The organism is Pseudomonas sp. Ag1 (assembly GCF_000278565.1).
Lineage (GTDB): Bacteria > Pseudomonadota > Gammaproteobacteria > Pseudomonadales > Pseudomonadaceae > Aquipseudomonas.
In genome coordinates this window covers 129292-152519 of sequence record NZ_AKVH01000098.1, presented here as the reverse complement: position 1 = coordinate 152519, position 23228 = coordinate 129292, and the positions used below count along the sequence as shown (strand labels likewise).

At 61.7% G+C, this 23228-nt stretch carries 21 protein-coding genes; 5 read left to right on the top strand and 16 right to left on the bottom strand.

Going from position 1 to position 23228, the window contains the following annotated elements:
- Window positions 1-403: 403 nt before the first annotated feature.
- A complete protein-coding gene (locus A462_RS16240) occupies window positions 404-844 on the bottom strand; it encodes a hotdog fold domain-containing protein (RefSeq protein ID WP_008435232.1) in 441 nt (146 codons plus the stop codon).
- Between the two features lie 144 nt (window positions 845-988).
- Here A462_RS16240 and A462_RS16245 point away from each other — a divergent pair, with 144 nt between their 5' ends.
- Complete coding sequence (locus A462_RS16245) at window positions 989-1606, top strand: TetR/AcrR family transcriptional regulator (protein ID WP_032899370.1); 618 nt, start codon at window positions 989-991, stop codon at window positions 1604-1606.
- A gap of 13 nt (window positions 1607-1619) precedes the next feature.
- Here A462_RS16245 and A462_RS16250 read toward each other — a convergent pair whose 3' ends face one another.
- Complete coding sequence (locus tag A462_RS16250) at window positions 1620-2069, bottom strand: Rrf2 family transcriptional regulator (protein WP_008435227.1); 450 nt, start codon at window positions 2067-2069, stop codon at window positions 1620-1622.
- Window positions 2070-2213: 144 nt separating this feature from the next.
- Between A462_RS16250 and A462_RS16255 the strand changes: the two genes are divergently transcribed.
- Window positions 2214-3101, top strand: a complete 888-nt coding sequence (locus tag A462_RS16255) for an NAD(P)/FAD-dependent oxidoreductase (protein WP_008435225.1) — start codon at window positions 2214-2216, stop codon at window positions 3099-3101.
- A gap of 2 nt (window positions 3102-3103) precedes the next feature.
- On the opposite strand, the gene gudD is transcribed toward A462_RS16255, so the two are convergent.
- Both gudD and A462_RS16265 read right to left on the bottom strand, forming a co-directional pair.
- Window positions 3104-4453 (bottom strand): glucarate dehydratase, encoded by a 1350-nt coding sequence (gudD, locus tag A462_RS16260; RefSeq protein ID WP_003207434.1) that lies wholly within the window; start codon window positions 4451-4453, stop codon window positions 3104-3106.
- 10 nt (window positions 4454-4463) lie between these two features.
- The gene (locus tag A462_RS16265; protein ID WP_008435222.1) at window positions 4464-5813 is read right to left on the bottom strand and encodes an MFS transporter; all 1350 of its coding nucleotides are present in this window, start codon (window positions 5811-5813) and stop codon (window positions 4464-4466) included.
- Window positions 5814-6100: 287 nt separating this feature from the next.
- On the opposite strand from A462_RS16265, the gene A462_RS16270 reads away from it, so the two are divergent.
- Window positions 6101-6811, top strand: a complete 711-nt coding sequence (locus A462_RS16270) for a FadR/GntR family transcriptional regulator (RefSeq protein ID WP_008435219.1) — start codon at window positions 6101-6103, stop codon at window positions 6809-6811.
- 6 nt (window positions 6812-6817) lie between these two features.
- Here A462_RS16270 and A462_RS16275 read toward each other — a convergent pair whose 3' ends face one another.
- Window positions 6818-7660, bottom strand: a complete 843-nt coding sequence (locus A462_RS16275) for an alpha/beta fold hydrolase (RefSeq protein WP_008435217.1) — start codon at window positions 7658-7660, stop codon at window positions 6818-6820.
- 289 nt (window positions 7661-7949) lie between these two features.
- On the opposite strand from A462_RS16275, the gene A462_RS16280 reads away from it, so the two are divergent.
- The gene (locus tag A462_RS16280) at window positions 7950-8537 is read left to right on the top strand and encodes a LysE family translocator (RefSeq protein WP_003207442.1); all 588 of its coding nucleotides are present in this window, start codon (window positions 7950-7952) and stop codon (window positions 8535-8537) included.
- A 1-nt stretch (window position 8538) separates the two neighbouring features.
- On the opposite strand, the gene A462_RS16285 is transcribed toward A462_RS16280, so the two are convergent.
- The 6 genes from A462_RS16285 to A462_RS16305 all read right to left on the bottom strand — a co-directional run bounded on the left by A462_RS16285 (window position 8539) and on the right by A462_RS16305 (window position 14803).
- Window positions 8539-9363: an AraC family transcriptional regulator gene (locus A462_RS16285; protein WP_003207444.1), complete on the bottom strand. Its 825-nt coding sequence runs from the start codon at window positions 9361-9363 to the stop codon at window positions 8539-8541.
- Between the two features lie 63 nt (window positions 9364-9426).
- Window positions 9427-9588 (bottom strand): hypothetical protein, encoded by a 162-nt coding sequence (locus tag A462_RS34265; RefSeq protein WP_157222841.1) that lies wholly within the window; start codon window positions 9586-9588, stop codon window positions 9427-9429.
- Window positions 9589-9743: 155 nt separating this feature from the next.
- Window positions 9744-12212 carry a TonB-dependent siderophore receptor gene (locus tag A462_RS16290; RefSeq protein WP_008435215.1) on the bottom strand — a complete coding sequence of 823 codons (2469 nt, stop codon included), beginning with the start codon at window positions 12210-12212 and terminating at the stop codon, window positions 9744-9746.
- 96 nt (window positions 12213-12308) lie between these two features.
- Window positions 12309-13268 (bottom strand): FecR domain-containing protein, encoded by a 960-nt coding sequence (locus A462_RS16295; protein WP_008435214.1) that lies wholly within the window; start codon window positions 13266-13268, stop codon window positions 12309-12311.
- On the bottom strand, window positions 13265-13795 hold the full coding sequence (locus A462_RS16300; RefSeq protein ID WP_008435213.1) for a sigma-70 family RNA polymerase sigma factor: 531 nt from the start codon (window positions 13793-13795) through the stop codon (window positions 13265-13267). Before A462_RS16300 ends, A462_RS16295 begins: the two co-directional genes overlap by 4 nt.
- A 96-nt stretch (window positions 13796-13891) precedes the next feature.
- Window positions 13892-14803: a LysR family transcriptional regulator gene (locus tag A462_RS16305; protein ID WP_003207454.1), complete on the bottom strand. Its 912-nt coding sequence runs from the start codon at window positions 14801-14803 to the stop codon at window positions 13892-13894.
- Between the two features lie 110 nt (window positions 14804-14913).
- Here A462_RS16305 and A462_RS16310 point away from each other — a divergent pair, with 110 nt between their 5' ends.
- On the top strand, window positions 14914-15759 hold the full coding sequence (locus tag A462_RS16310; protein WP_008435212.1) for an oxidoreductase: 846 nt from the start codon (window positions 14914-14916) through the stop codon (window positions 15757-15759).
- Window positions 15760-15830: 71 nt separating this feature from the next.
- Here the strand turns inward: A462_RS16310 and A462_RS16315 are convergent, their stop codons facing one another.
- From A462_RS16315 to A462_RS16335, 5 genes are read right to left on the bottom strand one after another with little or no spacing between them, the layout of a single operon-like run.
- Window positions 15831-17435: an ABC transporter ATP-binding protein gene (locus A462_RS16315; RefSeq protein ID WP_008435211.1), complete on the bottom strand. Its 1605-nt coding sequence runs from the start codon at window positions 17433-17435 to the stop codon at window positions 15831-15833.
- A 1-nt stretch (window position 17436) separates the two neighbouring features.
- The gene (locus A462_RS16320) at window positions 17437-18456 is read right to left on the bottom strand and encodes an ABC transporter permease (RefSeq protein ID WP_008435209.1); all 1020 of its coding nucleotides are present in this window, start codon (window positions 18454-18456) and stop codon (window positions 17437-17439) included.
- Between the two features lies 1 nt (window position 18457).
- On the bottom strand, window positions 18458-19531 hold the full coding sequence (locus A462_RS16325; protein ID WP_008435207.1) for a microcin C ABC transporter permease YejB: 1074 nt from the start codon (window positions 19529-19531) through the stop codon (window positions 18458-18460).
- A gap of 1 nt (window position 19532) precedes the next feature.
- Entirely contained in the window at window positions 19533-21371 is a 1839-nt protein-coding gene (locus tag A462_RS16330) for an extracellular solute-binding protein (RefSeq protein WP_003207465.1), read from the bottom strand.
- Window positions 21368-23197, bottom strand: a complete 1830-nt coding sequence (locus tag A462_RS16335; RefSeq protein WP_008435204.1) for an extracellular solute-binding protein — start codon at window positions 23195-23197, stop codon at window positions 21368-21370. Before A462_RS16335 ends, A462_RS16330 begins: the two co-directional genes overlap by 4 nt.
- Window positions 23198-23228: the final 31 nt, after the last annotated feature.

Here is a 23228-nt window from a genome sequence, read left to right as displayed (position 1 = left end):
AGGCCCGACGCGGCTAAACCGGCGTCCTGCCGGTTTACCCGCTSCGCAATACCTGCGTTCGGCCTCGGGCTTATTGGGGCAGTCAGATCAARAKCAAAAGCAARAGCACAGCGGCCTMCCGGCCGGCTTGAGTGTTAAAAGCCAGATCAAAAGCCAGAGCGAAAACMGATCTGCTTTTCTGTGGGAGCGGGCTTGCTCGCGAAAAACCTGAGAGCGCCGCGTTGAATCAGGATRCCCACGTCATCGTTAACGACCTTCGCGAGCAAGCCCGCTCCCACATTTGGACCGTGTCCGCCTTTGATTTTGCGGTTGCTTCACCCCACTCAAGCCGGCTGGTAGGCCGCTGTGAGAGCGCAACCCAATAGCGGCCATAACCGCAGCAACGGATATGCCCCCAACCCCATCACCCCAATTTCACATTCATGATAATCCGCGCGGTAAACACCAATTTCCCCTCCGCATCCAGCATCTCCACCGGCACCACCTTGTCACCCGCCGTTTGCCAGTCGATACCTTCGCCATTGGCCGTCGCCGTCACGCTGCTCTTGGCCTTGGCCAGATACTCCACCGTCATCCCCTTGGGAATCCACCGCGCACCCGCCGGCACGGAAACGTCCGTCATGGTACCCGCCGCCAACTCCGCAGCGTTGCACATGGCAATGGCGTGCACCGTGCCTAGGTGGTTGGTGATGGCCTTGCTGAACGGCACTTCCACCGAGGCAAACCCCGGACGCAACTGGGTCATCAACGGGTTGATGGTGCTGAAGTAGGGCGCCATCTGGCACGCCAGTTTGCTGAACGCTTCGGGGCCAACGCTGTTGAACATGCTCAGGGCCTGACTCATGGTGCTGCCTCGCTGATTAAATGAATTTACGGAATCTTGTTCCGTTACAGAATAATGTTCTGTAACGGAACAGTATTCTGCCCATGGGAAATCTGTCAAGCTGCCTGGGCTTGTTCTTCTTCACTGACTGAGTTCCTGTTCAGCATGCAAACCCCGGATCTGCTTCAGCGTTGCTTCCCTGGCCGAAGGGCCGAATTGAAGCGCGATATCTTCAAGGCAGCCCTGGACCTGTTCAACGAGCAGGGCCTTGAAGCCACCACCATCGAGATGATCCGCGCGCGCTGCGATACCAGCGTCGGCGCCATTTATCATCACTTCGGCAACAAGGAAGGCCTGGTCGCCGCGCTGTTTTTTACCGCGCTGGAGGACCAGGCCGAATTGCGTGGGCGCTACCTTGAATCGGCCAAAACAGCGAAGGAGGGGGTGTACGCACTGGTCCACAGCTATGTCGATTGGGTAGACAGCGAACCGCAGTGGGCGCGCTTCCAGTACCACGCGCATTTCGCGGTGACCAAGGGCCCGTTCGCCGCTGAACTGGAAAGCCGCAACCAGGCGCGCAATGCGTTGCTGAAGGAGTGGATGGTGCTGCCTGGACGGGGTGATCAGCTCAGCCAGGTGCCCGCCGAACTCTTGCCATCACTGATCATCGGCCAGGCCGACAGCTACTGCCGTGCCTGGCTGGCCGGGCGCTCGGCCAGCAGCCCTCGGGTGTACCGGGAAACCCTGGCCGAGGCAGCGTGGCGCTCGGTGGGCGGCGCTTAGGGCGTCGCGTGCATCACGCACAGGGTGCGGGCGTTATCGCCACCCGATAGCGCTCGTCAAAATCATCCGCCAACTGTGCCAGCGTCACCTCTCCCAAACGCTGCAGCAGCAACGCCTGGGCATCGTCAAACGCCTGGTTCAGCGCCGCATTGACGGCCTGTTCCACCAGGCATTGCGGATGATCGGTGGACAGGCCGACGGCAAAGATCGACGACGTGCCAAGGGCATTGTGGATGTCCAGCAGGGTGATTTCACTCAGCGGCTTGCCCAGCATCCAGCCGCCCTGATGGCCTTTTTCCGAACGCACATAACCTTTCTCCTTGAGCAGGCCCAGGGTGCGGCGTACCACCACCGCGTTGGTACCAAGCATCTGCGCGATGGTCTCCGAGGTGGCGCGTTCCTCGTGGCGGCCCATGTGGATCAGCACATGGAGCATGCGCGAAAGCCGGGTGTCGTTTCTCATCTGCAAGCCTCTGAATTTCCTGCCCGAAAGTATCGTTCGTAACGATTGGAGTTGCGAGACGCTTGACGAGGTATTTTTATGTAACTTATGGTGTGTCGTGAGTGCCCGGCAACCGATGCAAGGGCCACCAGAGAGGTCATCTTCATGGTTTACGACGTGATTATCGTCGGCGGCAGCTACGCCGGAATGTCTGCCGGGCTGCAACTGGCGCGGGCTCGGCGCAAGGTGCTGGTGATTGACGCCGGGCAGCGGCGCAACCGGTTTGCGGCCACTTCCCACGGTTTCCTCAGCCAGGATGGCCAGCCGCCGGAGCTGATCGCTGCCGAAGGGCGAGGGCAGTTGATGGAATATCCGACGGTGACCTGGGTGCAGGACACCGCCGTTGAAGCGACTCGAAACCAGGATGGCTTCGTGGTGCGAACCCGTTGCAAGGGTGAGTTCAACGCTAAACGCTTGATTCTCGCTACCGGCGTGGTGGATGAGTTACCCGAGGTCGAGGGGTTGAAGGAGCGCTGGGGCAAGCATGTGTTCCATTGCCCGTATTGCCACGGCTATGAACTGGATCAAGGCCGCATCGGCGTGCTGGCGACGTCGCCGCTGGCCATGCATCACGCGATGCTGCTGCCGGACTGGGGCACCACCACGCTGTTTACCAACGGCGCATTTGTGCCGGATGCCGAGCAGCAGGCGCAACTGGATCGGCGTGGGGTCAGCGTCGAAAGCTCGGCGGTGCGGCGGATTGTCGGTGAGCGGGCGGATGTGGAATTGGCAGACGGGCGGATGATCGCGCTGGACGGTATTTTCACCCTGTCCCGTACGCGCATGGCCAGCCCATTGGCTGAGCAGTTGGGCTGTGAGTTTGTCGAAGGGCCGACCGGGCTCTACCTGCTGACCAACGAGACGCGCCAGACCACCGTGCCCGGTGTGTTTGCCTGCGGCGATGCCAACCTGGCCGGCGGCTCGGTGGCGCTGGCGGTCGGCGAGGGTGTGCGCGCCGGGGTGGGCGCGCACTTTTCGATGATCTTCAACTGAGGTCAGCGCACCAGGCACGGCCGCTTGTTATCGAACGTCCAGCCCGGAATCATGAACTGCATCGCCACGCTGTCATTGCGCGCACCCAGGCCCATGCCTTTGTACAGTTCATGGGCGTGGGCCACGGCGTCCATGTCGATGTCCACGCCCAGGCCCGGTTTGGCCGGCACCTTGATGTGGCCGTCGACAATCTTCAGCGGAGCCTTGGTCAACCGCTGGCCGTCCTGCCAGATCCAGTGGGTGTCGATGGCCGTGATTTCCCCCGGCGCGGCGGCGGCCACCTGGGTGAACATCGCCAGGGAAATGTCGAAGTGATTATTGGAGTGCGAGCCCCAGGTCAGGCCCCATTCGTGGCACATCTGCGCCACGCGCACCGAGCCCTGCATGGTCCAGAAGTGCGGGTCGGCCAGGGGAATATCCACGGATTGCAACTGGATCGCATGCCCCATTTCACGCCAGTCGGTGGCGATCATGTTGGTGGCGGTGGGCAGCCCGGTGGCACGGCGGAATTCGGCCATGACTTCGCGCCCGGAGTAACCGTTTTCCGCGCCGCAAGGGTCTTCGGCATAGGCCAGCACATGATGCTGGTCGCGACACAGGGCGATGGCTTCTTTGAGTGACCAGGCGCCGTTGGGGTCCAGGGTGATGCGCGCATCGGGGAAGCGTTCGGCCAGTGCAGTCACCGCCTCGATTTCGTCGCCGCCGCGCAGTACGCCGCCTTTGAGCTTGAAGTCATTGAAGCCGTATTGCGCCTTGGCCGCCTCTGCCAGACGCACGATGGCTTCGGGCGTCATGGCCTGTTCATGACGCAGGCGGAACCAGTCTTCGGCATCGTCTTCACTGCGATAGGCCAGGTCGGTCTGCTGGCGATCACCGATGTAGAACAGGTAGCCGAGCATCTTCACCGCGTCGCGCTGCTGGCCTTCGCCGAGAAGGGCCGCCACCGGGACTTCGAGGAATTGGCCGAGCAAATCCAGGAGTGCCGCTTCCATCGCCGTGACGGCATGGATGGTGATGCGCAGGTCAAACGTCTGCAAACCCCGGCCCGCCGAATCCCGCGCGGCGAAGGTCTGGCGCATGGCATTGAGAATGCTCTGGTACTGGCCGATGGGCTTGCCGATCACCAGGCTGCGGGCGTCTTCCAGGGTCTCGCGGATGCGTTCGCCGCCGGGTACCTCACCGACGCCGGTACGGCCGGCGCTGTCGGTAAGGATCACGATGTTGCGCGTGAAAAACGGCCCGTGGGCACCGCTGAGGTTGAGCAGCATGCTGTCGTGGCCGGCCACCGGGATGACTTGCAGGCCGGTAACGACCGGGGCGCTGTTGGCGTGGTGCTGGTGTTCTGTGTTCATCGTGTAGTCCTTATTTGCTCAAGACGGGTGCGGGTTGCAGCACGCTGCTGGTGGTCGGGCCGGGCAGTGTCCTGGCGAAAAACACCAGGATGGCCGCAAGGATCGAAGTGCCCGCCAGGCCATACAAACCGCCCTGGATCGAGCCGGTGGTCTGTTCCAGGAAACCAAAGGTGGTGGGCGCGACAAACCCGCCGAGGTTGCCGATGGAGTTGATCAATGCGATCACCGCCGCGGCGATGCGTGCATCCAGGTAACCCTGGGGAATCGGCCAGAACAGCGAGGACGCCGACTTGAAGCCGATCGCCGCGAAGCAGATGGCGATAAAGGCAAAGATCGGCCCGCCGGTAGTGGAGAGGAACATGCCGACGGCGGCGATCAACAGTGCCGCAGCGACCCAGGCTTGCTGGAACTTGAATTTGCCCGCCAGTGCCGCGAAGGCGTACATCGCGATGATCGAGATCAGCCACGGGATGGAGTTGTAGAAACCCACCTGGATGTCGCTCAGGTCGCCCATCTTTTTGATGATGCTCGGCAACCAGAAAGTGGCGGCATAGATCGTCAATTGGATGCAGAAATACAGGGCGCAGAACAGCATGATCTGACGGTCCTTGAGCAGCTTGCCCAGGGTCGGCTTGACCGTGGTGGCGGCGTCACGCTCGCGCTGTTCGCGGTCGATCTCGCCCACCAGCGCATCCTTTTCTTCAAGGCTGAGCCACTTGGCGTCGTGGGGTTTGGAGTCCAGCCAGAACCACACGAAAAAGCACAGCAGCACCGACGCCATGCCTTCGATGATGTACATCCACTGCCAGCCATGCAGGCCCAGCCCGGTGATTTGCAGCAGCACGCCGGACAAGGGGCCGGAGATCAGCGAGGCGAGGGCCGAGCCGCTGAGGAAGATTGCAATCGCCTTGCCGCGTTCGACGCCGGGCAGCCAGCGGGTGAAGTAGTAGATCACCCCGGGAAAGAAGCCGGCTTCGGCCACGCCCAGCAGAAAGCGCAGGATGTAGAAGTGGGTTTCGTTCTGGATGAAGGCCATCAATGTGGCGGTGATGCCCCAGGTGAACATGATGCGGGTCAGCCAGATGCGCGCGCCGACTTTTTGCAGGAGCATGTTGGACGGCACTTCGAACAGCGCGTAGCCGATGAAAAACAACCCGGCGCCGAAGCCGTAGGCGGCCGCACCAATGCCCAGGTCGTGCTCCATATGGGTACGCACAAAGCCGATGTTGACGCGGTCGATGTAGTTGACGATGAACATGATCACGAACAGTGGGAGCACATGGCTCTTCACCTTCTTGATCGCGCGGGCCAGGACCGGGTCGGTGGCAGGCGCAGCTGTCGCAGGGCTGGAAGGGGTCACGGGTCAAACTCCCACTGATTATTGTTGTGCGGGGACGTATTTGGGTTGTCAGAGATGTCTGACAACTTGATAGACATCATACAACTGCATTTTCAGAGATGGCAACCCTTTGTAGGAGCGAGCTTGCTCGCGAAAATCGTCAACGATTACGCGGTTTGGTGCAATGTTTGAGCTGCGACGGGTTTTTTCGCGGGCAGGCTCGCTCCTACAGTTATTTGTTTGTTGTCATACAAGTTGGCTCGTCTAAGAATGCTAGTATTGCCAGGCGCCCCAGAACGGAATTCCTGATGCAAAACCCCAGCTCGGCACCTCATCGCAAGCGCTCCCCGGGCCTTGCCCACGACATCGTCACCGCGCTGACCCAGCAGATTCTCCTGGGGCAGATGGCGCCGGGTGAAAAGCTGCCGTCGGAGTCGGCCATCGTGGGCGAGTACGGCGTCAGCCGCACGGTGGTGCGCGAAGCGCTTTCCAAATTGCAGGCCGCCGGGTTGGTGGAAACCCGCCACGGTGTCGGCACCTTTGTGCTGGAGCGCGACGAGCGCCACGGCCTGCACCTGACCCACGACACCGCCGCCAGCGTGCGCGGCATTCTTGAACTGCGCATGGGCCTGGAAACCCAGGCAGCCGCCCTGGCAGCCTTGCGCCGTACCGATGAACAACTGCAGCAGATGCGCCAGGCACTGGATGATTACCAGGACTCGCTGGCCAACAACGACAGTGCCGTTGAGCCTGACGTGCGCTTCCATCGCCTGATCGCCCAGGCCACTGGCAATACCTATTTCACCGACGTGATTTATCACCTGGGTCACTCGGTAATCCCACGCACCCGGATCAATGCCGAGGAACGCGGCGACGCGGACCTGATGGAGCTGGGGCGCCTGGCGAACCTTGAGCACGAGGCGATCCTGAAAGCCATCCGCCGCCAGGACCCGGACGCGGCCCGGGCCGCCATGCTGTTGCACTTGAGCAACAGCCTGGAGCGGATGACCGGAGAGTAGGCGGGGCTATTTGCTGTCCAGGAAGTCCAGCAGCGCGGCATTGAACAGCGTCGGGTCCTGCAGGAATGCGAAGTGGCTGGTGTTCGGCAGAATCAGCAGGCCCGCTCCCGGAATGGTCGCCGCGATGTATTCGGTGTGTTCTCGCTTGATCGCCTCATCGTGGTCGCCGTCGACAATCAGGATCGGAGTCTTGATGGACGCCAGTTGCGCGTCGGTCCAGTTGGGTTGGCTGGCCCACATATGGCTGATCTGCTCGACGAAGGCGTCGTACTCTTTTGGCGTCGGCGAGTGCCTGGCGTACTCCTGGCCGGCGCGCTCGATGAAGGCGGCGAAGGTCGGGTTTTTCTCTACGCCATCCTTGACCCCGGAGGTCTGGGTGTTGGCGGCAAAGGCGAACACCTTGCCGATACGGTCGGGGTGGCGCAGGGCGAGATCTATACCGATGATTGCGCCGTCGCTCCAGCCGACGATATCGGCACGGGGGATTTTCAGGCTGTCGAGTACGGCGACCACATCATCGGCCATCAAGTCGTAACCGAAGGGGTTCTCGTCCCGGGAACTGCGCCCGTGGCCACGGCTGTCGAGGCTGATGACCGTGTGTTTGGCAGCCAGCGCCTTGACCTGGTTGCCCCAGTAATCGGAATTGGACAGGCCACCGTGCAGCAGGATCACCGGCGAACCATGCCCTGTCTTGGTGTAGTAGACCTTGATGCCATTGACGGCGGCATAGCCGGTCTTGGCCCCCGCAATCGGCGCCGGGGTGGGCGGAAGGGTTTCCCAGCGTTCCGCGGCCTGAACCCCGGAGAAGGACAGCAACAGGCAGGCAGCTGCCAATAAGCGACGTGACATGGCGATTCCTTTTTTGTGAGCAGGTTGAGGTCATCCGGCGCAGATGTGCGCTCGACTCTAGCACCGTGCCTACCTTGGGAAACACGCATTTTTTCCTATCAAAAACGCCCTTTGGAAAGAGAAAAATACAGTTATATCAATGGAATAAATTTGTCTTTTGCAGCGGGTGGGCTAAGGGTTTCAACTGGTGGTTTTTTCGGTCATTCCCGGCAGGGGCATTTTCTTCAATACCGCGATCCGTCTTCTCCTTAAGGTTCAGCTCATACCCGCACAACAAAAAGGAATTGCAATGAGCTTGATCATTTCCATGGCCGCTTTCGCTTTGGCCACTTCCATCACGCCGGGACCGGTGAATGTGGTGGCCATCAGTTCGGGGGCGCGCTTTGGGTTTGCCGCCAGTCAAAAGCACGTGGCTGGAGCCGCGTTGGGATTCACCTTGCTGCTGGTGTTGATCGGCCTGGGGCTGCATGAGGTGCTGGTGCGCTGGCCGCTGCTGACCCAACTGATTCAATGGGGCGGGGTGGCGTTCCTGTTGTACATGGCCTGGAAGCTGGCAGTGGACGATGGGCGCCTGGACGCTGAAGGCACGGCCGCGGCGCCGTCGATGCTCTATGGGGCGATCATGCAATGGCTCAACCCCAAGGCCTGGCTGGCGTGTGTGGCAGGCATGGGGCTGTTTGTCGCCGATGGCGATGCGCAGCAAGTCTGGCTGTTTGCGACGATCTACCTGGTGATTTGCTACTTGTCGGTGGCGTGCTGGGCGTACGCCGGGACGTTCCTGCGCCGCTACCTGAGCAATCCCCAGGGCATGCGCCTGTTCAATCGCTCGATGGCCGCCTTGTTGGTGGCCAGCGTGGGGTATCTGCTGCTGGCCTGATTCAGCCGCGATATTGCCCGGGCGTCGCCGCCAGGTGCTGTTTGAACGTGCGCTGGAAATGCGCCTGATCAGAAAAGCCGGCCGCCAGTGCGACGTCGGCGATCAACTGGCCGCTGCGCAACTGGGTGCGGGCAAACTGAATACGGCGATTGACCAGGAATGCGTGGGGCGTCATGCCGTAATACTGCTTGAACGCACGAATCAGGTACGACGGCGACAGTTCAGCCGCCTGGCAAATGTCTTCGAGCTTCAGGGCCTCGGTGCAATGTTCGCGGATATAGTCGGCGGCCCGCTCCAGCTTGTGATTGACCTCGCGCACCGGGGTCTCCGACGGGTTGAGGCGTTGTTGCACCTCGGTGAAAAAACTCACCACCGCACTCTGCTTGTGCAGGTGTTCGGCGTGGTTGTCCACCAGCACCTCATACAGCTCGTTCAGCCCGCGGTACAACGCGACATCCGTGGTGTGGGTGGCGGTGAACGGACGAAAGTCCTGGTCCTTGCTGAAACCCAGCTGGTGCTGCAGGTCGGTCAGCCAGGCCGTATCGATATACAGCATGTGATAGGACCAGGGCAGATCATCAATGGGGTTGCAGGCGTGGACATCCCCGGGATTCATCAAGACCACGGTGCCGGTGCTGATCTTGAAGGTCGATGCCCCATGGATGTACAGGCTCTGCCCGGCCGTGATCGCGCCGATGGAAAAGTGCTCGTGGGCGTGGCGGGTGTAGCAGACCTTCCGCCCGTCGGCGATGGTGCGAGCCTCAATGAACGGCAGGCGTTCGTCGCGCCAGAAGGACGGGGCAGTCGGTTCGAGGGGCGATCGCATCACTACAAGTCTCACCGGGAAACAATGCAGTGAATGATTACACAGAAATAGGCCTGCAACGTTTCATTTCATGGTTTCGGGTTCCATTCTGCGCAGGAAACCGATCCGCGGATCTACGCCGTTGATGGCGTCTGCCAGGGAAAGGGGTTGCTTCGCCGCCGCTCGCGCCTCATCGGCGCCTGTCAGCAAGTTCAGCAAGTGCGAGAGAAAGGGCAGATCTTCCATGTCAGTCCGGCTCCGTGCGGATCGCCCACGTTTTATGGGCAACCGGAGCCCTCATCCTCGGATGGCCCGGGAAGGAACAACAGACGTACCTTCCTGACGGGATGTAGCCCGAGTCGACTGCCGTTGCAAGCGCTACGGCAGTCTGGCGTTTGGGCTCAAAAATCCCAGCGGGTCGCCAATTGCAGGCTGCGCGGCTCACCGTAGAAGCCGGTACCGAAGTTGCCCAGGCCGGTGTAGTACTTTTTGTCGAACAGGTTTTTCACGTTCAACGTGGTGCTCAGGTGCTCGTTGAAGCGGTAGCGCGCCATGACGTCCACCAGGAAGTAGCTGTCCTGGGTAATGCGTGAGTTTTGTCCGAAATTCACCGAGTCGTTGGGATCGGGCTGGAACACATTGCCGAAGAACTCGCTCTGCCAATTCACGCCGCCACCCACGGTCAGGTTCTCCAGGGCGCCGGGCAGGCGATAGCTGTTGAACAACCGCACCACTTGCTGGGGCGTGGTGGTTTGCAGCACGGAGCCGTAGACGTAATCGCCGTTGGCGTCACGGCTGTGCTGGTAGGTGTAGCCCGCCGATACGTTCCAGCCGTCCAGCACTTCACCGGCCAGTTCGACTTCAAAGCCCTTGGTGGTGGCGCCGGCAATCGGGCGATACACCGAGTCGGTCTCAAACCCGGAAACGTACTGCGCAACGTTGTCCTGTTCGATGCGGAATGCGGCGAAGCTGGCGTTCAGGCGGCCGTCGAAGAAAGCGGCCTTGAGCCCGGCTTCGTAGGTGTCGCCTTCAATCGGATCGAGCAACTTGCGGTCGGCGTCCTTGCTGTTTTGCGGTTTGTAGATCTTGGTGTAGCTGGTGTACACCGACCAGATGTCATTCAGGTCGTAGACGATACCGGCATAGGGCGTGACGACGCCGGTCTGGCGGTAGGTGAAACGGTTGTCGGCCTTGGTCGGGTCGTAGAAGTCGGTGTTGTCGGTGCCGCTGAAGTTGCTGACGCGGGTGCCAAGGATCACCGACAGGTCATCGGTGGGTCTCAAGCGCGTGGCCAGGTACGCGCCGGTCTGGCGTTGCACGATGTCGTTCTGGCCGCTGCGGGGAATGTCAGGCTTCGGGTATTCGCCGCGCCAGTCGTAAATGCTGCCGCCCACGGGCGGGTAGATCGAGCCGTACACCGGCACGTCCTGTTTCGAGCGGGTAGCCATGAAGCCCATGATCAACTCATGCTCGCGCCCGAACAGGCTGAAGGGGCCATTGAGGTTGATGTCCAGGGTGTTTTGCACCTGGTCACCCTTGTATTTGCCCATGAACATGTACATCCCGCCGCCCGTGACCGGGTCCGGGTTGCCGCCGCTGGCGGAGGCGAGCAGGGTGTCGTGTTGGCTGCGCTTGCGGTCGAGGCTGACTTTCAGCGACCAGTCGTTGGCCAGCTTTTGTTCCACCGAGGCAAACAGGGTCTGGTTCTGGAAGTCGCGGCGGCTCCAGTCGGCGGCCGGGTTGAAGGACCGCGAGAAGTCGGTGCGTGAACCGTTGCTGAAGTACATCGGGAAGCCGGTCCAGCTGGCGCCACGGGAGCGGGTGTCCTGCTGGTCGATGCCGAAGGTCAGCAGGGTGTCCGGCGTCAGGTCGGCTTCGAGGATGCCGTAGGCGATATTCTTGGTGTTCTGGTAGTGGTCCAGGTACGACTGGCGATCCTGATACACGCCGACGAAGCGCCCGCGCACGTTGCCGGAGTCGGTCAAAGGCCCGGAAATATCGCCTTCGGTGCGGTAGTTGTCCCACGAGCCGAAGGTCTGGGTGACCGAGGCCTTGAAGTCCCGGGTGGGCTTTTTGCGAATCAGGTTGACCGTGGCCGAAGGATCGCCGGAGCCGGACATCAGGCCGGCTGAGCCCTTGATGATTTCCAGGCGGTCATACACCGCCATGTCGGTGCTGGTGGTGCCGTAGTCATACACGCCGTCGTAGGTGGAGTTGACCCCGTCGTACTGGAAGTTGGTGATCGGCAGGCCGCGGCTGGAAAACTCCCAGCGTTCGCTGTCGTAATTCTGCACGCTCACACCGGGCGCACGGCGCAGGGTGTCGGCGATGCTGGTGGAGCCTTGGTCGTCCATTTGTTGGCGGGTGATCACTGTTACCGACTGCGGCGTCTCGCGCATCGACAACGCCAGGCCGGTGGCCGAGGCCATGGCGCCGGTGGTGTAGGAGTGCGTGTCTTCGGTGGTGGCGCCCAGGCCTTCGCCGGAGATGGTGGTGGCGCCCAGTTCCAGGGCGCCGGTGTTGGCCGGGACCAACTCCAGCACGTAGCCGTTGTTGCCCTGGGGCACGGCCTGCAAGCCGCTGCCTTGCAACAGCCGTTGCAAACCGCTGGCCGGGGTGTAGCTGCCGTTGAGGCCCGGGCTGGTTTTGCCGCTGGCCAGGCTGTTGTGGCCGGCGAAAAAGATCCCGGACTGCTCGGCGAAGCTGTTCAGCACGTTGACCAACGAACCCGCGGCGATGGTGTAGTGGCGGGCCGTTTCCTGAGTCGACGGTGACTCGGCGGCTTGCGCGTCGAGCGCGCCCAGGCACAACAAGGTAGCAGTAACGGCCAGCGCCAGCGGGCGCAAAGTGAAGCGAACGGGTTGCGACATGAACATTCCCTTTGGATCAAATCGATCGGCGAATTGAAAGCATCTGCAGGGTTTACCGAACGAGTTTTGGAAAAGGGAACTGACGGCTGAAAGTTTTTATGCGCCTGGGTGTTTGGGCCTGACCGTGACCCACCACGGCATGAGCGTGTCGACCTGAATCGGCAGCGCGGCCTGTAGCAGGCGCAGTGCGTGGTCGCTGTCTTTGAGGGGGAACGAACCCATTACCGGCAATTGCGCCACGGCTGGATCACAACCCAGGTAGCCGGGGCGAAAACGATTGAGTTCGGCGACCAGTTGGCCAAGCGGCAGGTTGTCGGCCAGCAGTACGCCACGGCTCCAGGCCTCACGGGTGGCGGATGCGGGTGAATGGAGATTGAACCCATCGCGGGTGAAGGCCACTTGTTGCCCGGCCTCGATGATTCGTTGTTGCCGGCTGGCGGCGGTGCGCACTTCAACCCTGCCTTCAAACACATTGAGCAAAGTGCTGTCGCCGTCCTGCAACACGCTGAAGCGGGTGCCGAGTGCCCGCAGGCGACCCTGCTCAGTCTCCACCAGAAACGGGCGGTTCGGGTCCTTTGCGGTCTCGATCAGCACTTCGCCGAAACGCAGGTGCAGCAAGCGCTGGACCCGGTCAAAACGTACATCCAGGGCGCTCAAGGCGTTCAGCCACAGGCGGCTGCCATCGTCCAGCAGCGCTTCGCGGGTTTCACCGCCGGAGGTTGCGTAATCCGCACTCCAGCCTCCCACCAACCGGGGCAGGGCGGTGTTGCGCCAGGTGCCCCAGGCCAGCGTTGAACCGGCACACAGCACCAGCAGGGTCTTGAGCGTCTGGCGCCGAGAGCTGCGCAACGCACGGCTGGCGCTGTGGGATTGCTCGGCCAACGGCGCAAAGCGTTGGCTGACCCGTTCTACATAGCCCCAGGCGGCCTGGTGTTCCGGACTTTGCCCGAGCCATGCCTGCCAGTGCTGGGCAGCCTCTGGCTGATCCTGCAGGCGTATGTACCATTGGGCCGCTTGCTCAAGGCTGGCATGGCTGAGCTTTCCGGGGCTGTTCACTCCACGAGCATCCCGTCCAGTTCGGCTTCCAGCACCGCACAATGCAGCAGCGCCTGGGCCAGGTATTTTTTCACCATCCGTTCGCCTACCCCGAGCTGTTCGCCGATCTGCTTGTTGGGCGTACCGTGCAACTGCGCCAGCAGGAACGCTTCGCGCACCTTGTGGGGCAGCCGCGCGAGCATGGCGTCCACTTCGTACAGGGTTTCGACAATGATTGCCCGCTGCTCCGGCGACGGTTGCAGGGCTTGCGGCCGGTCCGCGAGGCTTTGCAGCCACGCTTGTTCCAGTTGGCGCCGACGCCAGTGATCAATGCACAACCCCCGGGCGATGGTGGCCAGGTAGGAGCGCTCCCGCGTCTCATCGGCGCCGGCCGGCGGGCGCTTGAGTACCCGGATGAAGGTGTCATGGGCCAGGTCCGCCGCATCCCAGCGATTGCTCAGGCGCCGGCGCAGCAGCCCCAGCAGCCAGGAATGGTGATTGCCGTAGAGGTCGCTGAACGAGGTGGACGGGGTCGACACAGTATCCATGTGGCGCAGAAGCCTTGGCGTAAATAAGAATTGGTCGCGATTAAACCAAAGGGCCGGGCACTGCGCAAATGATATTGGTTTGCTTTTGCGGCGTTGTCAGCGCCCACGCTTTTCGGCAATCCATGCGGTGGCCAGGTCGATAAAGGCCCGCAGTTTCGGTTGGCTCTGGGTTCGGGCGGGGAAATACAGGTACAGCCCGCTGCTTGGCGGTACGAAAGATTGCAGCACGGGCTCCAGTGCGCCTGAAGCCAGGTCCTCCATGACCTCGAAATCACTCACGTACGCCAGGCCCTGGCCGGCCCGCGCGGCGGCGATCATCAGGTTGCGGTCATTGACGATCAACCCGCCTTGAACGCCGACCGTAAATTCCCGGCCCGCCCGCTCGAATTCCCAGCGGTGTGCCATGCCCGAGGTCAGGAAGCGATAACCGATGGTTTGATGGGCCGTGAGCGCTTCCGGCGTTGTCGGCTTGCCGGCCTTGGCAAAGTAGGCGGGAGAGCCCACCACCGACCAGTTCAGGTCCGGGGTCAGGCGCACGGCAACCATGTCTTTGTCGATGGATTCCCCCAGGCGAATACCGGCGTCGAAGCCCTCGGTCACCAGGTCCACCGTGGCATCGTCGAGGGAAATATCCAGCACCACATCGGGAAAGGCCTCGCGAAAACGCGGGATCAATGGCTCGATCAGCAACTTGCCCGACAACCTTGGCACCGTCAGCCGCAGGGTGCCCATGGGCCGGTCGCGGTAGCCACTGAGGGCCGCCAGCGCTTCGTCAATCTCCCCGGCGGCGGGGCGCAGGCGGCTGTAAAGCGTCATGCCGGCCTCGGTCAGCGCCACCCGGCGCGTGGTGCGCTGGAACAGCACCACACCCGTGCGCTTCTCCAGGGTCTTCACCGCATGGCTGACCGCCGTCGGTGTTACGCCGAGGCGTGCAGCGGCCTGGGTGAAGCTCTTCAGTTCGGCCACGGCGAGAAATTCGGTCAAGCCATTGAAGGGATCAAGGTTCATCGGTCAGCCATTATGAAATTCTGTTTCAGAGTGCTTGTAGCACGAGACGGTTTTTCAGGCTAATGCCTCAGCGTACTTTGGCTTCACATTCACTCCATCAGGTACGGATCATGACAACGGCACATTCCTTCAAGCGTGTTTGGCTGGTAACCGGGGCTTCCCGGGGCATCGGCGCGAAAATCGTCGCGGCAGCACTGGCCCACGGTGATGCGGTGGTGGCCACGGCCCGCAACGCCCATACCGTTACCGAACGCTTCGGTGAGCAACCCGGGCTGCTGGCGGTGCAACTGGACGTGACCGACGAATCCCAGGCTGCCGACGTTGCCCGTGCCGCCATTGAGCACTTCGGGCGCATTGATGTGTTGGTCAACAATGCCGGTTTTGGCCTGCTGGGCGCGGTGGAGGAGGCGTCTGCCGATGAGGTTCGCCGCTTGTATGAAACCAACGTGTTCGGGCTGCTCAATGTCACTCGCGGTGTATTGCCGTTCATGCGCCAGGCGCGCAGCGGGCATGTGATCAATATTTCGTCGGTGGGCGGCTTCCGTTCCGGGGCGGGGTTCGGCACGTACTGCTCGACCAAGTTTGCCGTTGAAGGGTTGAGCGAGGCGCTGCACGCAGAGCTGGCACCCTTGGGCGTCAAGGTGACGGTGGTAGAGCCGGGTTATTTCCGTACCGACTTCCTGGATGGCAACTCCCTGGTGGAGTCGCCCTTGATCATCGACGACTACGCCGCCACGTCCGGCGAGGTGCGCAAGCTGGCCAAGGTCTACAACCAGCAGCAACCGGGTAACCCGGAGCTGCTGGCAGTGGCCATGATCAAGCTGGTGGAAGCGCCGCATCCGCCGATGCGCCTGGCCCTGGGTACCGACACGTTGCAGGCGATTGAGGACAAGCTGGCCTACGTCAAGGAAGAGACCGCCGCCTGGCGTGAGTTGTCGGCCTCAACCGACTTCTGACACCCAATGGCGTAGCAGCTGTCGAGCCGCAGCCTCGCTGGGGCTCGACAGCTGCTACGGTGGTTCTACTGCTAGGGGCCGGGCACCAAAAACGCCGCCTCCAGCAGTTGCCGGGTGTAGGCATGCTGGGGGTTGGCGAAGATCGCGGGTGCATCTCCCTGTTCAACCGCCTGCCCGTGTTTTACTACCATCAGTTGGTGACTCAAGGCCTTGACCACCGCCAGGTCGTGGCTGATGAACAGGTAGGTCAGGTTGTACTTGGCCTGCAGGTTGCGCAGCAGTTCCACCACCTGGCGCTGCACGGTACGGTCGAGGGCCGAGGTCGGCTCGTCCAGCAGAATCAGTCGGGGCTTGAGCACCAGGGCGCGGGCAATAGCGATGCGCTGGCGTTGGCCGCCGGAAAATTCGTGGGGGTAGCGATTGCGGGTTTCCGGGTCCAGGCCCACTTCCTTCAGCGCGGCGATAATCGCCGCTTCCTGCTCGGCGGCAGTGCCCATCTTGTGGATACGCAGGCCTTCGCCGACGATCTCGCTCACGCACATGCGCGGGCTCAGGCTGCCAAACGGATCCTGGAACACCACCTGCATTTCCCGGCGCAGCGGGCGCACCTGTTGCTGGCTGAGCTTGTCCATCTGATGGCCTTCGAAGCGAATGCCGCCCTTGCTCGCAATCAGCCGCAAAATTGCCAGGCCCAGGGTGGATTTGCCCGAGCCGCTTTCACCAACGATGCCCAGCGTCTGGCCCTGGGGCAGGCTGAAGTTGATGCCATCCACCGCCTTGACGTAATCGACGGTATTGCGCAGGAAGCCTTTCTTGATCGGGAACCAGACCTTCAGGTCATCGACTTCCAGCAACGGTGGGCCGACTTCATTGGTGGCGGGGCCGCCGCTGGGTTCCGCTGCCAGCAGCTCCTGGGTGTAAGGGTGCTGCGGCGCCTGGAACAGGGTTTCGCATTCGGCCTGTTCGACGATGCAGCCTTTTTGCATCACACATACCCGGTGGGCAATGCGCCTTACCAGGTTCAAGTCGTGGCTGATCAACAGCAAGGCCATGCCCAGGCGCGCCTGCAGTTCCTTGAGCAGCTCCAGGATCTTCAACTGCACGGTGACGTCGAGTGCCGTGGTCGGCTCGTCCGCAATCAGCAACTCCGGCTCATTCGCCAGGGCCATGGCGATCATCACCCGCTGGCGTTGGCCGCCGGACAGCTCATGGGGCAGCGCCTTGAGGCGTTTGTGGGGCTCGGGGATGCCTACCAGTTCCAGCAGCTCCAGGGTGCGTTTGGTGGCCACCTTGCCGGTAAGCCCCTTGTGCAGGCCGAGCACTTCGTTGATCTGCTTCTCGATGGAGTGCAGCGGGTTCAACGAGGTCATCGGCTCCTGGAAAATCATCGCAATCCGGTTGCCGCGGATATGCCGGATGGTCTTTTCCTTCAGGGTCAGCAAATCGTGGTTGGCGTACTGGATCGTGCCCGACGGGTGACGTGCCAGCGGGTAAGGCAGCAGGCGCAAAATCGAGTGCGCCGTGACCGACTTGCCCGAGCCGCTTTCGCCCACCAGTGCCAGGGTTTCGCCGCGCTTGATATCGAAGCTGACGTTGTTCACCACCCGCTGGTGGCTGTTGCCTACGACGAACTCGACGGAGAGGTCGCGGACTTCGATCAGATTGTCCTGATTCATCTCATTTCCTCGGGTCGAAGGCATCGCGAGCGGACTCGCCGATAAACACCAGCAGACTCAACATGATCGCCAGCACGGCAAACGCACTCATGCCCAGCCACGGCGCCTGCAGGTTGGATTTGCCCTGGGCCACCAGTTCACCCAGGGACGGCGAGCCGGCCGGCAGGCCAAAACCCAGGAAGTCCAGCGCGGTGAGGGTGCCGATCGCCCCGGTCAGGATGAACGGCATGAAGGTCATGGTGGAGACCATGGCGTTGGGCAGGATATGGCGGAACATGATCGCGCCGTTCTGCATTCCCAGCGCCCGCGCCGCCCGCACGTATTCCAGGTTACGCCCGCGCAGGAATTCGGCACGCACCACGTCCACCAGGCTCATCCAGGAAAACAACAGCATGATCCCCAGCAGCCACCAGAAATTGGGCTGCACGAAACTGGCGAGGATGATCAGCAAATACAGCACCGGCAAGCCCGACCAGATCTCCAGGAAGCGCTGGCCGGCCAGGTCGACCCAACCGCCGTAGAAACCCTGCAAGGCCCCGGCGATCACGCCGATGATCGAACTGAGTACGGTCAGCGTCAGGGCAAACAGCACGGAAATCCTGAAGCCGTAGATCACCCGCGCCAGCACATCGCGGCCCTGGTCATCGGTGCCCAGCAGGTTGTCCCGTGACGGCGGGGCGGGGGCCGGAACTTTCAGGTCGTAGTTGATGCTCTGGTAGCTGTACGGAATCGGCGCCCACAACGTCCAGGCGTCCTTGGCTTTGAGCAGCTCCTGGATATACGGGCTCTTGTAGTTGGCTTCCAGCGGGAATTCGCCGCCGAAGGTGGTCTCGGGGTAGCGCTTGAGCGCCGGGAAGTACCAGTCGCCGTCGTAGTGCACCGCCAGCGGCTTGTCGTTGGCGATCAACTCGGCGCCCAGGCTCAGGCCGAACAGGATCAAAAACAGCCACAGCGACCACCAGCCACGCTTGTTGGCCTTGAAACGCTCGAACCGGCGACGATTGAGGGGGGATAGATTCATCTCAATGCTCCCGGCTGGCGAAGTCGATGCGCGGATCGACCAGGGTGTAGGTGAGGTCGCCGATCAGCTTCACCACCAATCCCAGCAGGGTGAAGATAAACAGGGTGCCGAACACCACCGGGTAGTCGCGGTTGATCGCCGCTTCAAAGCTCATCAGGCCCAGGCCGTCGAGGGAGAAGATCACTTCCACCAGCAACGAGCCGGTGAAGAAAATGCCGATGAAGGCCGACGGGAAGCCGGCAATCACCAGCAGCATCGCGTTGCGAAACACATGGCCGTACAGCACGCGGTGGTTGGTCAGGCCCTTGGCCTTGGCGGTGACCACGTACTGCTTGTTGATCTCGTCGAGGAAGCTGTTTTTGGTCAGCAGCGTCATGGTGGCGAAGTTGCCGATCACCAGCGCTGTCACCGGCAGGGCAAGGTGCCAGAAGTAATCGAGGACCTTGCCGCCCCAGCTCAATTCATCAAAGTTGTTGGACGTGAGCCCGCGTAACGGAAACCAGTCGAAGTAACTGCCGCCGGCGAACACCACGATCAGCAGGATCGCAAACAGGAACGCCGGGATCGCGTAGCCGACGATGATCGCCGAGCTGGTCCACACGTCGAAGTGGCTGCCGTGCCGCGTAGCCTTGGCGATCCCCAGGGGGATCGACACCAGGTACATGATCAGGGTGCTCCATAATCCGAGGGAGATGGACACCGGCATCTTTTCCTTGATCAGGTCGATGACCTTCGCATCGCGAAAGAAGCTGTCGCCAAAATCCAGCCGGGCGTAGTTCTTGACCATGATCCACAAGCGTTCCGGCGCCGACTTGTCGAAGCCGTACATCTTCTCGATTTCCTTCACCAGCGCCGGGTCCAGGCCCTGGGCGCCGCGGTAGCTGGAACCGGCCACCGAGACTTCGGCACCGCCCCCGGCAATCCGGCTGGTGGCGCCTTCAAAGCCTTCGAGCTTGGCGATCATCTGCTCCACCGGGCCACCCGGGGCGGCCTGGATGATCACAAAGTTGATCAGCAAAATGCCGAACAGGGTCGGGATGATCAGCAGCAGTCGACGAAAAATATAGGCCAGCATCTCAGTCGCCCCCGCTCGCCGGATCGGCGCTCTGGTTGGTGTCCACGGTTATCGCAGGTTTCACGTCGGGTTTGCTCCACCAGGTGGCGGTGCCGACGTCATACCGTGGCGAGACCTTCGGATGGCCGAGGTGGTCCCAATACGCCACGCGGAAGGTCTTGATGTGCCAGTTGGGGATCACGTAGTAGCCGAACTGCAGCACGCGGTCCAGGGCCTTGGCGTGGGCCACCAGGCTCTTGCGCGAGTCGGAGTCGATGAGTTCTTCCACCAACTGGTCGATGGCCGGGTCTTTCAGGCCGATGTAGTTGCGGCTGCCGGGCTTGTCGGCGCTGGATGACTTCCAGTACTCGCGCTGCTCGTTACCGGGCGATGAGGATTGCGGGAAGCTGCCCACCACCATGTCGAAATCCCGCGAACGGATGCGGTTGATGTACTGCGAGATGTCGACCCGGCGAATCACCAGGTCGATCCCCAGGTCTGCCAGGTTGCGCTTGAACGGCAACAGGATGCGTTCGAACTCGGTCTGTGCCAGCAGGAACTCGATGGTCACTGGCTTGCCGGTGGTGTCGACCATCTTGTCGTCGACGATCTTCCAGCCGGCCTCTTGCAGCAGTTGATAGGCCTCGCGCTGCTGGGTGCGGATCATGCCGCTGGCGTCGGTCTTCGATGGCTCGAAGGCTTCGGTAAACACCTGGGGCGGGATCTTGTCCCGCAGCGGTTCAAGAATCGCCAGCTCATCCGGGCCGGGCAGGCCGGTGGCGGCCATCTCGGAGTTTTCGAAATAACTGCGGCTGCGGGTGTAGGCGCCGTTGAACAGTTGCTTGTTGCTCCATTCAAAGTCCAGCAACAGGCTGATGGCCTTGCGCACTCGCACGTCCTGGAACATCGGCTTGCGGGTGTTGAACACGAAGCCCTGCATGCCGGTGGGGTTGCCGTTGGGAATTTCTTCCTTGATCAGGCGGCCCTGGGTGACGGCGGGGGTGTTGTAGGCATTGGCCCAGTTTTTCGCGCTGATTTCCAGCCAGTAATCGAACTGCCCGGCCTTGAGGGCTTCGAGGGCCACGGTGTTGTCGCGGTAGTAATCGGTGACCCGGTAATCGAAGTTGTAGAAACCCTTGTTGATCGGCAGGTCCTTGGCCCAGTAGTCCTTGACCCGCTCGTAGCGGATCGAACGCCCGGCCTTGACCTCGGCCACCTTGTACGGGCCGCTGCCCAGCGGAATCTCCAGGTTGCCCTTGGAGAAGTCGCGGCCCTCCCAGTAATGCTTGGGCAACACTGTCAGTTGCCCAAGGATCAGCGGCAGTTCGCGGTTGTTGGTGCGCTTGAACTTGAACAGCACCCGCAGCGGGTCCTCGGCGATCACTTCGTCGACATCCGCGTAGTAGGTCTTGAAGATCGGCGAGCCGTCCTTCATCAGTGTCTGGAAGCTGAACACCACGTCTTCGGCACGGATCGGGTGGCCGTCGTGGAAGCGCGCTTCGGGGCGGATGTAGAAGCGCACCCAGCTGTTGTCCGGGGCCTTTTCGATCTTGCCGGCCACCAGCCCGTATTCGGTGATGGGTTCGTCCAGGCTTTGCTGGGCGAGGGTGTCGTAGATCAGGCCGATATCATCTGCCGGCACGCCCTTGCTGATGAATGGGTTGAGGCTGTCGAAGCTGCCCATGCTGGATACGCGGAAGGTGCCACCCTTGGGGGCATCCGGATTTACGTAGTCGACGTGTTTGAAATCGGCGGGGTACTTGGGCGGTTCGTTGTAGAGGGTCAGGGCATGTTGCGGGGCCGCATTGGCCGCGGCGCAAAACAGCAGGCTGCCAAGGATCGCAGTACGCAAAGGTATCATTGGGCTTTCTCCGAAGCTTTCAGCCACCATGCGCTCAGGCCCAGGCTGTAGGGCGGCGTGGTGACGAAGGCGAACCGGTTGCGGTACGCCAGGCGATGATAGTTGAGGTACCAGTTGGGAATACTGTAGTGCTGCCACAGCAGGACGCGGTCCAGCGCCCGGCCGGCGGCCAACTGTTCTTCACGGGTTTGCGCCGCCAGCAGTTGGTCCAGCAGGTGGTCGACCACCGGGTTGGCGATGCCTGCGTAATTTTTGCTGCCCTTGATCCCCGCCTGGCTGGAGTGGAAATACTGCCACTGCTCAAGGCCGGGGCTGAGGGTCTGGTTGAGGGTCATCAGAATCATGTCGAAGTCGAACTGATCGAGGCGTTGTTTGTACTGTGCGCGGTCTACCGTGCGCAAGCGGGCATCGACGCCGATGCTTGTCAGATTCTCGACATAGGGCTGCAGGATGCGCTCCAGGTTCGGGTTCACCAGCAGAATCTCCAGCCTCAGCGGCTGCCCGTCACTGTTGAGCAAGCGTTGCCCGGACAGCTTCCAGCCGGCGTCCGCCAACAATGCGAGGGCGCGGCGCATCGTGTCGCGAGGAATGCCGCGACCGTCGGTCTGGGGCAGGCTGAAGGGCTGGGTAAACAGGTTGGCCGGCAGTTGGTCGCGATAGGGCGACAGCATCAGCCACTCATGGCCGGTCGGCACGCCGGTGGCGGAGAACTCGCTGTTGGGGTAATAGCTGAGGCTGCGTTTATAGGCGCCGCTGAACAGGGTGCGGTTGGTCCACTCGAAATCGAACATCAGCCCCAACGCTTCGCGGACCTTGGCCTGGCTGAAGGCCGGGCGCCGGCTGTTCATGAACAGTCCCTGGCTCTGGGTCGGTATCTGGTGGGCGATCTGCGCCTTGATCACATCGCCGCGGTTGACCGCCGGGAAGTTGTAGCCGTTGGCCCAGTTCTTCGCCTGGTGCTCGATATAGATATCGAACTCGCCGGCCTTGAACGCTTCGAAGGCCACGTCGCTGTCGCGGTAGAACTCCACCTCGACCTTGTCGTAGTTATACAAACCACGGTTGACCGCCAGGTCCTTGCCCCAGTAATCCTTGACCCGCTCGAACACCAGTTGTCGCCCGGGGCTGACCTTGCTGATGCGGTAAGGCCCACTGCCCAGCGGCGGCTCGAAGGTGGTGGCCTTGAAGTCGCGGTTTTTCCAGTAATGCTGGGGCAATACCGGTAGCTCGCCCAGGCGCAGGATCAGCAACGGGTTGCCGGCGCGCTTGAACACAAAACGAATGCGATGCCGGTTAAGAATGTCGACCCGGGCCACTTCCTGCAGGTTGGTGCGGTACTGCGGGTGACCTTCGGTCAGCAGCGTGCGATAGGAAAACGCCACGTCGTAGGCGGTGATCGGCTTGCCATCGTGAAACCGCGCTTCAGGGCGCAGGTTGAACACTACCCAACTACGGTCCTCGCTGTATTCCACCGATTGGGCAATCAGGCCGTAACTGGAAGTCGGTTCATCGCCGGACGGGGCATATTGGCCGGTGCCGACCATCAACGGCTCATTGAGCTCGTTGACGCCATATTGCAGGAAATTGGCGGTGGAAACCGGGCTGGAACCCTTGAAGGTATAAGGGTTGAGGGTGTCGAACGTGCCAAACGCCATGACCCGCAAGGTGCCGCCCTTGGGCGCTGCGGGGTTTACCCAGTCGAAGTGGGTGAATTTGGCCGGGTACTTGAGCGTGCCGAACTGCGCATAACCGTGGCTCTCGGTAATGGTCGCGTTCGCGGAAAAGCTCAAGGCCAGACTTATTAGTAGAAGGAGGGGACGCTTCAAGTCAGGGATCCGATCCAGGCGGCTTGGGCTT